This window comes from Oleiphilus sp. HI0080, from assembly GCF_001635135.1.
Genome location: NZ_LWFU01000481.1, coordinates 1 through 9976, shown reverse-complemented (window position 1 = coordinate 9976; position 9976 = coordinate 1). Strand labels below are relative to the sequence as shown.

At 47.3% G+C, this 9976-nt stretch carries 10 protein-coding genes; 9 read left to right on the top strand and 1 reads right to left on the bottom strand.

The window, feature by feature from the left end; genetic code table 11:
• The 9 genes from gspJ to scpB form a co-directional block, all read left to right on the top strand.
• Nucleotides 1-710: type II secretion system minor pseudopilin GspJ (gspJ, locus tag A3751_RS10025; RefSeq protein ID WP_156492365.1), on the top strand; the 710-nt coding region annotated here is incomplete at its 5' end.
• Complete coding sequence (gene gspK / locus A3751_RS10020) at nucleotides 707-1708, top strand: type II secretion system minor pseudopilin GspK (RefSeq protein ID WP_082863172.1); 1002 nt, start codon at nucleotides 707-709, stop codon at nucleotides 1706-1708. The genes gspJ and gspK, both read left to right, overlap by 4 nt.
• A gap of 150 nt (nucleotides 1709-1858) precedes the next feature.
• Nucleotides 1859-3151 (top strand): type II secretion system protein GspL, encoded by a 1293-nt coding sequence (gene gspL, locus A3751_RS10015; protein ID WP_068455194.1) that lies wholly within the window; start codon nucleotides 1859-1861, stop codon nucleotides 3149-3151.
• Nucleotides 3152-3204: 53 nt separating this feature from the next.
• Nucleotides 3205-3705, top strand: coding sequence for a type II secretion system protein GspM (gene gspM, locus A3751_RS10010; RefSeq protein WP_068455193.1), 501 nt, complete (start codon nucleotides 3205-3207; stop codon nucleotides 3703-3705).
• A gap of 43 nt (nucleotides 3706-3748) precedes the next feature.
• Nucleotides 3749-4378, top strand: a complete 630-nt coding sequence (locus A3751_RS10005) for an N-acetyltransferase (RefSeq protein ID WP_068455207.1) — start codon at nucleotides 3749-3751, stop codon at nucleotides 4376-4378.
• 22 nt (nucleotides 4379-4400) lie between these two features.
• Entirely contained in the window at nucleotides 4401-5762 is a 1362-nt protein-coding gene (gene gorA, locus A3751_RS10000) for a glutathione-disulfide reductase (protein ID WP_068455191.1), read from the top strand.
• A gap of 80 nt (nucleotides 5763-5842) precedes the next feature.
• A complete protein-coding gene (locus tag A3751_RS09995) occupies nucleotides 5843-7060 on the top strand; it encodes a tryptophan--tRNA ligase (RefSeq protein WP_082863171.1) in 1218 nt (405 codons plus the stop codon).
• A 38-nt stretch (nucleotides 7061-7098) separates the two neighbouring features.
• Nucleotides 7099-7965, top strand: a complete 867-nt coding sequence (locus tag A3751_RS09990; RefSeq protein WP_082863170.1) for a ScpA family protein — start codon at nucleotides 7099-7101, stop codon at nucleotides 7963-7965.
• A gap of 36 nt (nucleotides 7966-8001) precedes the next feature.
• Nucleotides 8002-8781 carry an SMC-Scp complex subunit ScpB gene (scpB, locus tag A3751_RS09985; RefSeq protein ID WP_082863169.1) on the top strand — a complete coding sequence of 260 codons (780 nt, stop codon included), beginning with the start codon at nucleotides 8002-8004 and terminating at the stop codon, nucleotides 8779-8781.
• 16 nt (nucleotides 8782-8797) lie between these two features.
• On the opposite strand, the gene A3751_RS09980 is transcribed toward scpB, so the two are convergent.
• Nucleotides 8798-9976: anthranilate synthase component I family protein (locus A3751_RS09980; RefSeq protein ID WP_068455187.1), on the bottom strand; the 1179-nt coding region annotated here is incomplete at its 5' end.

Here is a 9976-nt window from a genome sequence, read left to right as displayed (position 1 = left end):
TCGGCTTAGGGTCATGGCAGTTACTGAATAGTGCAATTCGGACTTACGAGTTGGGGCAGGAAAGCTTGCAAGCCTTATCTGCTCTTCAGCGAGCACAATTGTCAATAGAGCGCGATTTTTCTCAGGTGTTACCTAGGGCTATTCGGGACGAGTTTGGAGATTATCAGGCCGCGATAAAAGATGGTGAAGATTTTTATACCGTTGAACTTACGCGCGCTGGCTGGCGCAACCCACTGCAACAAAAACGGTCAGAACTACAGCGAGTTGCTTACGAGCTAACAGATGGTGAGCTGTTGCGGCACCACTGGAAGGTGCTTGATCGCGCGCAGGACTCAGAGCCAACAACACGCCGTCTGTTAGAGGGGGTAGAGCGCTTTGAGATCGCTTACCTGAATGATAGTGATGCGTGGATTGATGAATGGCCTCCTCTTGATAATGCTTCCGATGGTGAATCCCGGGATAGAATGACGCGATACGCTTTGCTGCCTAAGGCTGTGCGCGTTGAGCTGGAGCATCCGCGTTATGGTCTTATTACGCGTTACTTTGAGCAGGCTAGTTATCTTGAGAACACTTTGATTCAAGCGAGTGGTGGGCAAGACAGTTCAGGTCAAGAGAATGGAGAGACCGACGAGCAGGCAACGCAGGGTGGTGACTCCAGTTCGAGCGCCAATCAATTTCAGAATATTACAGAGACGGGAGGAGAGAGATGACAATCGCGCGTTCCATGCCTTCGTCGTATTCTGGTCGCGCGCGTCAAAGCGGCGTAGCCTTAATGCTCGTTATCCTTGTTTTTGCTTTGGTATCAATACTTGCTGCGGGTATTTACAAAAGACAAAAGCTGTTTATTTATACGGCAGGAAGCTTGGTCACCAACGCGCAGGCGTATCAATACGCGCTCGGTTCAGAGACTTATGCTCGTAGACTTCTGTTGGAAGATTGGCGTGAAGATAAAAAGAACAATGAATTTGTAGATGACTTAGAGCAGGTCGAGAATGCTTTGTTCTTGCCTGTTGATGATGCACTTCTTGAAGCCCAATTCAACGATCTCCATGGGCGGATTAATCTCAACGATTTGGTTTACGTTGATGGTATACCAAATCCCATAATGTCAGAGCGTTTCAAACGTCTGCTAGACCGACTCGCTTTGGATGATGTCAAGCTTGAGCGAATTCAAGATTGGATCGATGAGAACCAGGATGCGACAGGTATAGAGGGCGTTGAAGATGGAGAGTATCTTTCACTCGAACCACCTTATCGGACTGGCGGACAGGTCTTTAGTCATCCTAGCGAGTTGATGTTGATTGAGGGGGTTGATCGTGAATCGTACGAAGCGCTGCTTCCTTTCGTTACTACGCTGCCACAAGGCTTGGCGCATATAAACGTCAATACAGCGAGTGCTGAAGTACTTCAGTCTTTGGTTGAAAATCTGCCGGACAATGTAGCGGAAGAGCTCGCATCCAAGGCGAAGGAATCCCCTTGGAAAAGTATTCAAGAGTTTGCTGCGGAGCCGCTGCTTAAAGGATTGAAACTCGATACTACGTATCTTGATGTGGCGTCTAATTTTTATGAGCTGGCAACCAGGATTACTCTATCTGATCGTAAGGTTCGTCTGCGCTCAATTCTTTATCGCGCCAAAGAGGATGGTAGTGTAACCTTGTTACAGCGTGATCAAGGGCAAAAGTACTTAATAACGAAGTCAGGCGTATGACTAACTATTGTTACTCGCAATATTACCCGCAATATGCGTGTCTGAGTTTCGGGATAAATAATGGCTTACGTTACCTTAGCCTGTTGGGCTATGATGACGGAGCAAACAGACTTAAAAGACCAAATAATAAGATGGTTGAGTTAGAAAAAAATGCCACATAAATTGTTTCTCCTGCCGAACGAGCCATACAATGCAAACCAAAGCCAGTACGACTGGGTCCTATATGATTTGAAAGGTCTCAAGGTGTCGGGTGGTCGATCGTCTGCATTAGACGAAATTCAACAAATATTGATGCAGAACGGGGCCGATAGCGTCAAAGCTGTCTTGGTTTGGCCCGGAAATCTCAGTTTTTTCACTCGTGTTAGCGTGCCCGGTAAAAGTGCAAGATTTTTACAGCAAGCGCTTGCTTTTGCGGTAGAGGATAAGGTAGCTACCGACATTGAGCTTCTGCATTTCGCAACATCAAAAGGCTCAAGCAAAGGCGGTGTAGATGTCCACTGTATTGAGAAGGCGCTTTTACTTGGGTTTTATGATGATGTACTTGAAGCTAAACCTGAGATAACCCTCAATGCTGCGCATGTCGACTCGGATCTTCTACCTTTCGAGGACTATGAGACCGTCATCAGTCTTGATGGGGAATGGGCGCTCGTCCGTTCCGAAGGCCAGTCTTTGCGTATTCAGACGCAAAACCTCACACCTCTCCTTGATAGTATCCTGCTGATTCCAAGCGAAGGGAGCGAACAAGCTCACCGCGTAAAGGTATTTGATCACAATAATGGTGATTCGGATCATAAGATTCTTTTGGCTGAGTTGGAGCAATACCCAGGTGTGGAGCTGGAGGTAGAGTCTTTGAGCATTTCGTCTCTCGAGCTGTTAGCTGAGTCGTATTTTCATTCCGGTGCGCCGTCGATAGACTTGTGCCAAGGTGATCTTCGAATTCAGACAGAAGGAGGCAGCAATCTGCGCCAATGGGCTTGGGTGGCGGCTATTGCAGCGTTTGCGTTTTTCATTCAATTAGGTGTGTTTATTGGAAAGGGAATGCACTATGAGGCGCAGGCTGATGAGCTTGGACAGCAAGCGTTAGCCGCCTACAAGCAAGCTGTTCCGAGCGCCAGGAATGTCTCTGTATCAAGGTTGGCCCGTATTATTAAAGGCAAGTTGCGGCAATCTCAAAACGAAGTTACTGATGCCGGGTTTATGACCCTGCTTGGCGAGGCTGGCTATCAATATCAACAACGCAAAAACAGTGGTCAGATAAACTTTACGGCTATTTCATACAGTGCTCAGCGTGGCGAATTGGTGATTGAGCTAAGAGCGAAAACCTTTGAGCAGATGGACCAGCTTAAGAATGCGATTGTCGAGGCTGGGCTGTCAGCGAAAATTAGTTCCGCCGTACAAGAAGATCAGTATTACAGAGGACGTTTAAGTGTTAGTCAAAGCTAAGCGGCGCATTCTCATTTGGTCTCGGGTTACTCGGTCTCAGGAATACAAATATTATGAATAGACAGAGTTTTGTCAGTCTTAAACTCAAGTGGGAAGGGCTTGAGGCGCGTGAACAGCAGAGCTTAAAAATACTTGCTGCTGCATGTGTGATATTTTTTGCTTACTTTGCGTTGTGGATGCCAGCAAAGGCTTATATGGACGAGTCTCAGCGAATGCTTGAGGAGCGCGCTGAATTGTTAGATTTAGTTCGTTCATCGCGTTCTGTGCTTGCCAAGGCTTCTTCGAACTCGACAAACTCTGGCGCTATACTTAACAGTCAGCAACTCGTTTCTACCGTCACCAATTTGGCAAAAAGGCAAAAGCTAAGCCTCAAAAGGTTCGAACCGAGTGGTGAAAATAAAGTGAAAGTGTGGGTTGAGGAGGTTTCCTTTGATGTGCTCGTGTCGTGGTTGAGTGCTTTAGAAACCTCCGTTAACGTAAAGGTAGAGCAGATTTCAGTTGAAAAACAAGAGCGACCGGGTGTTGTTAGTGCTCGCTTAACATTAGCATCCTAAGCTCGGATTACATGTTCATCGTTGGATGGGAGGGCCGCTAACAATGCCAGTGACTACTGAAGAGATCGAAGCGCGTGTTGTGCGACTTGATGCGAGTGCGTTGAAGGAAGCGAAGGCTATTTTATTTCGAGCCTATAAAAATGAACCCACGTTTAAATATCTGTTTCAAGCCGAGAGATCGGGTTACGAGCAGCGTGTGCGTGCGACCATCCGAGAGCTTATAAATCTGCATTTCTCTCTTGAGCAGGAAGTCATTGGTCTCGCGCTTGATAATCACTTAATTGGCGTGGCGCTCGTAGGGAGCCCGTCTCTCCGTATTGATCTAAATCGGCAGTTTGCATGGCGTATGCGTATGTTGCTAACCGCTGGTTCCGAGAGCACCTGGCGATACCTCGAATACCACAAGCAGATTCATCGCTTGTTGCCCAAGGGGCAGCATCATGAGCTACCCCTTATAGGAATTGACGGCCAGTATCGCAGCTTGGGATACGGGAAAAAATTGATGCAGGCAGTGGAAGGTGTCTGTGCAAAGAATCCTGCATCAAAAGGTATTGCTTTAGATACTGGAAATATCCGCTATCTCAATTTTTACAAAGGTCTTGGTTATAAAGTACTTGGCAGTGTGCCTCTCGGTGACGTAACCGAAAGTGTGCTGTTTAAAGCCTTTGATTAATCTCTTTTAGAAAGATTCTCTAATGTCCAAATTTGATTTTGATCTATTCGTAATCGGTGCCGGTTCTGGTGGAGTTCGATTGGCTCGCATGTCTGCTTCAATGGGCGCTCGTGTAGCTGTAGCAGAGGATCGCGACCTCGGAGGTACCTGTGTCAATGTGGGGTGTGTTCCCAAAAAGTTGTTTGTCTATGCTTCTCATGTTCAAGAGGAGCTTGAAGACGGCGCTGGATTCGGTTGGTCGAGCTCAGGTGAGCTTAGTCTTAATTGGGCGCAGTTGGTTACCAACAAAAACCGTGAGATCGAACGCCTTAACGGTATTTACGAAGGTTTGCTGACTAACAGTGGTACGCAGATTATTTCCGGGCGCGCTCGCTTGGTGGATGCGCATACCGTCGATGTGAATGGCAAGAACTATTCAGCAGAGAGAATTGTGGTAGCAACCGGAGGCTGGCCACGTAAGCCTAGTTTTAAAGGGGCGGAGCACGTCCTGACTTCGAACGAATTCTTTTTTTTGAATGACCTGCCTGAAACCGCCGTTATGCAAGGTGGAGGTTATATCGCAGTTGAATTAGCTGGCATATTACAGGGCCTTGGCGTTGACATGACCTTGGTTACGCGCGGACCACAGATACTCAGAGGCTTTGATCAGGATGTAGTTGAATTTGTCACAGAGCAGATTCAAAACAAGGGTGTCAAGGTCGTGCTAAATAACAATATCGAGCAAGTCGATGAGTTAGAAGGTGGAGACTTTCGAGTTAGTTTGACCTCAGGCGACACCTTAAACACAGGAAAGATATTTTCGGCCATTGGACGAATACCTAAAACCAACGACTTAGGCTTAGAGAATGCAGGTGTTCAATGCGCAGCGTCTGGGGCGATTCTTGTAAATGATCATTACCAAACGAATATCCCGAGCATTTATGCGATCGGCGACGTAATTGATCGCGTCCAACTCACGCCGGTGGCGTTGGCTGAGGGAATGTACCTTGCGAACTACTTCTTTGCTGATTCTGTTGCACAGCCTGTAGATTATTCCAACATTCCTACTGCAGTCTTCTGCCAACCCAATATTGGAACAGTTGGCCTCACTGAAGAAGAGGCGCGACAAGAATTTGATGATGTCGATGTCTACGTTTCCAGCTTTAAGCCAATGAAACATACAATGTCGGGCCGTAACGAGCGCAGTATGATGAAGTTGGTTGTAGCGACAAAAAGCGATCGGGTTGTTGGAGCGCACATGGTCGGCCCTGAGGCAGGCGAGATTATTCAAGGTATTGCCGTCGCTATTAAGGTTGGTGCTACAAAGTCTCAGTTCGATACGACGATAGGTATTCATCCGACAGCAGCGGAAGAGTTTGTCACAATGCGTCAAGCAAGAGACTGAGCGAGGCGTTTAATAAAGCGCTTAGCGGTATTACCAAAAACTTGTATACTCGCGCTTTGCATTTTTTCTAGGAGTTAGTTTTGAGTTCGGTAGAATTACAGAAGCGTGTTCTTTCAGGGATGCGGCCTACAGGTAAGCTACATATGGGCCATTACCACGGTGTACTGAAGAACTGGGTCGAGCTACAGCACGACTACGAATGCTTCTTTTTTGTTGCCGACTGGCACGCACTTACAACCCACTACGAAGCACCATACGATATTGAGCAAAGTGTGTGGGATATGGTGATTGACTGGCTCGCCGCTGGCATTAATCCAAGTTCTGCGACGATGTTTGTCCAGTCTCATGTTCCTGAGCATGCAGAGTTGCATTTATTGCTGTCAATGATGACGCCGCTCGGTTGGCTTGAGCGTGTGCCTAGTTACAAAGATCAGCAAGAAAAGCTTAAAGAGCGTGACCTTGCTACTTATGGCTTCCTTGGTTATCCGCTACTTCAAAGTGCTGATATTTTGGTTTATCGAGCGGGGCTCGTGCCCGTCGGTGCAGACCAGGTCGCACATGTCGAATTGACGCGTGAAGTCGCTCGGCGTTTCAACCACCTCTACGGAAAAGATCCGGGTTTTGAAGAGCAGGCAGAGGCGGCTATTGTAAAAATGGGTAAGAAGAGCGCTAAGCTTTACCGAAATTTGCAGAAGCGCTTCCAAGAGCAGGGTGATGATGAAGCTTTAGAGACAGCGCGCGCGCTAATTAGAGACCAGCAAAACATTACGATCAGCGATCGTGAGCGCCTGTTTGGCTATATTGAAGGCGGTGGTAAAGTGGTACTCCCTGAGCCGCAAGCCTTGCTGACGAAGGCATCAAAAATGCCAGGGCTTGATGGGCAAAAAATGTCAAAGTCATATGGTAATACGATAGCCTTGCGAGAGGAGCCAGAAATCGTTGAGCAAAAAATCCGTACAATGCAGACAGACCCCCAGCGCGTGCGCTTAAGTGATCCCGGTGATCCAGATAAGTGTCCCGTATGGAAACTGCATGAAGTCTACTCAGATGATTCAACGAAAGAGTGGGCACAAACAGGTTGCAAGAGCGCTGGGATTGGGTGTCTTGATTGTAAGAAGCCGGTTATCGAGGCCGTTCTCGCTGAACAGAAGCCCATCCGAGAGCGAGCGAAACAATATGAAGAAAACCCGGATTTGGTGAAAAGTATCATTGTAGAGGGGCGTGAACGGGCGCGGGATGCGGCCAAAGATACCCTGGAAGAAGTTCGACAGGTTATGGGGCTTTCTTTTGGCAGTTAAGGGCTAAGCGGTCTCTGATACCGCACTCGGAAAAAGCTATGGTAGCGGAGTCTTCTAAATTATCATTAGGAAAATCGACGGGCGGGCCAGTCGCTGGACAGTCGACGGATACTAGCGGTGTTCAGCAAGACTTGCCGTTAGCCTTTGTTGATGGAAAGCCGGTTACTGCAATCCCGCAAGATCTATACATTCCCCCTGATGCGCTTTCGGTAATCTTGCAAGCGTTTGAAGGGCCGCTCGACCTGCTCTTATACCTAATTCGCAAGCAGAACATGGATATTCTAAATATCGATGTTTGTGAGATCACGCGCCAGTATATGAAGTACATCGAGGCTGCCCGTTCTATGAAGTTTGAGCTCGCTGCGGAGTATTTGTTGATGGCAGCAATGCTAGCCGAGATCAAATCAAGAATGCTACTTCCCAAGCCCAAAGCAGAAGATGGTGAAGAGATTGATCCACGGGCAGAACTAATTCGTCGCCTTCAGCAATATGAGCGTTATAAACAGGCAGCCGAAGACATCAATGCGCTGCCTCGTTTTGACCAAGATTACTTTTCTACGCGCGTTGAGGCTCAGATTGATGCGCAAGCGAATGAAGGTCCTGATGTGAGCTTGGATGACCTGATGATTGCCTTGAAAGGAGTCTTAGAAAGGTCGGATCATTTTTCAAGCCATCATATAGAGCGCGAAACGCTCTCAACTCGTGAGCGAATGTCCTCTATCCTCAGTGCACTCTCTGATGTTGCTTATCAGCCATTCGAAGAGTTCTTTCTTCCAGAGGAAGGTCGCCAAGGGGTTGTCGTTACTTTTCTGGCGATTATGGAGCTAGTAAAAGAGCAGTTACTTGAGCTAATTCAAGTTAACACCTTTGGCGCAATTCATGTTCGGGCGCGCATGGCTTCATAGCTTTTTTGTTTAGAATCAAGGGTAGCCTAAGACGGCATGAGTGATCAGCATAGAACAAACTCAACAAATGAGAATGAACATTCAAGCGAGAATGTGGGTATCGACGCGCCCATTGATGGCAAATCTGTTTTTTCTTCGACTCAGTTAAAGAATATCGTCGAAGCGCTTGTTATGGCGAGCGACAAGCCCTTAAGTCTCGAAAAACTCCATGCGCTGTTTGAGCTGCGTGAGCAACCATCTAAGAGTCAAATTAAAGATGCTATTGCTCAGTTACAAATGGACTACGCGGGTAGGGGGGTTCAGCTCGTGCAAGTAGCTAGCGGGTATCGATTTCAGTCTGTGTCTGATGTTTCGCGCTATGTTGCTAGATTATGGGAAGAAAGGCCGCAACGCTATTCGCGCGCGTTGCTCGAGACGCTTGCATTAATTGCGTATCGTCAGCCAATAACTAGAGGCGAGATCGAAGAGGTAAGAGGCGTTGCGGTAAGTTCGCACATCATTAAAACGTTGTTGGAGCGACAATGGATAAAAGTGGTTGGGCATCGAGAGGTCCCGGGTCGGCCTGCAATATATGCAACGACGAGACAGTTTTTGGATTATTTTAACCTGCGCAGCCTCGAGCAACTGCCTCCTCTGAGTGAAATGCGAGATATTGATGCGATTGCGCGCGAAGTGTCTGAGCAGCTAGAGCTGGGTGGTTTTAACGGGGAGGGCGAAGGCAATCGCGATGAACGCCAAGAATCAGAGGTTGCATCGATTGAAAGCGACGCGTCTAGCGACCATGACGATCTCTTGGGGGCCACGAAAGATCAGTAGCAACTGATTCGCACATCTATTTCTCTAGTCCGGTTATGTGGCGTATTTTGTCGATGCTTTCTTGGTATTCTGACGCGAGCTCCGAATCGGCCACTATGCCTCCTCCCGCCCAACAATATAGCGTGTTATTCAGTACTTCTGCAGTTCGTATCAGGATGTTAGAGTCGAAGTTACCACGATAATCCCAATAAAAAACAGATCCGCAGTAGTAGCGACGCGGGTGCACCTCAAGCTCATCGATAATTTCCATTGCTCTCTTTTTGGGCGCGCCGGTGATCGAACCGCCCGGGAAAACGGCGCAAAACGCCTCAAACTCCGATATGCCGCTACTGAGTGAAGAGGATATTGTGCTGACGAGATGGTGAACGTTCTCATAGCTTTCTATTTCAAAAAGCTTGGGCACTTTTACGCTATTAAGCTCAGAAACCTTGCTCATGTCGTTGCGAAGCAAGTCGACGATCATTAGATTCTCCGCTCTATTTTTCGCGTTTAGCAGTAACGCTCGCTCGCAATCGGTGATTTCGCCGTTGCTTTTAACTGTACCTTTTATAGGTTTGCTGACTAACTGCCGGTGATTACTTTCGATAAACTTCTCTGGCGAGAAAGAAAGTAGATAATTATCTCGGCTTATTTGAATAAAAGCGCAATAGTTTGCTTGTGAGTTATCTACTCCGTTAAAAAAAATATCGATTAGATCCATCTTGCTTACGTCGCACGGTGCTTCAAATCGCTGGGTTAGGTTTGCTTGGTAACAGTCGCCTGCCAAAATGTAGCTTTGCAACTTCGTGAATGCGTCTGCATATCGGTTAAAGTCTTGTGACTTAACCCAGTCGAAGTCTGCAAGCCGTTTATAAGAGCGCGAAACGGTATGCGTAGTATTAGTATTAATATTTGTATTCACTAGCTCTAGTATTGTTTGCTCAATTTCTTCGCTGCATTCGTCAGAAAAAACGAAGATACCTTTGCCGCTGTTATGGCAATAGGTGTAACTCCATGTGTAGTAGCCAAAGAAGTCTAGACCTTCGCTATAGCTCTTTGCGCCAATCCATCCTTTGAGAAAAGGGAGTTCGGCAAGGTGTCCTTCGCTTGTTGTGTCTAATCTCGGTGGGAGTGCGAGCTTCGTGCTATTGCATTCAATATGAAGAGGCAGCCCAGAGTAGATACTCTGGGCTGCCTCTTCATATTGAATGCAATA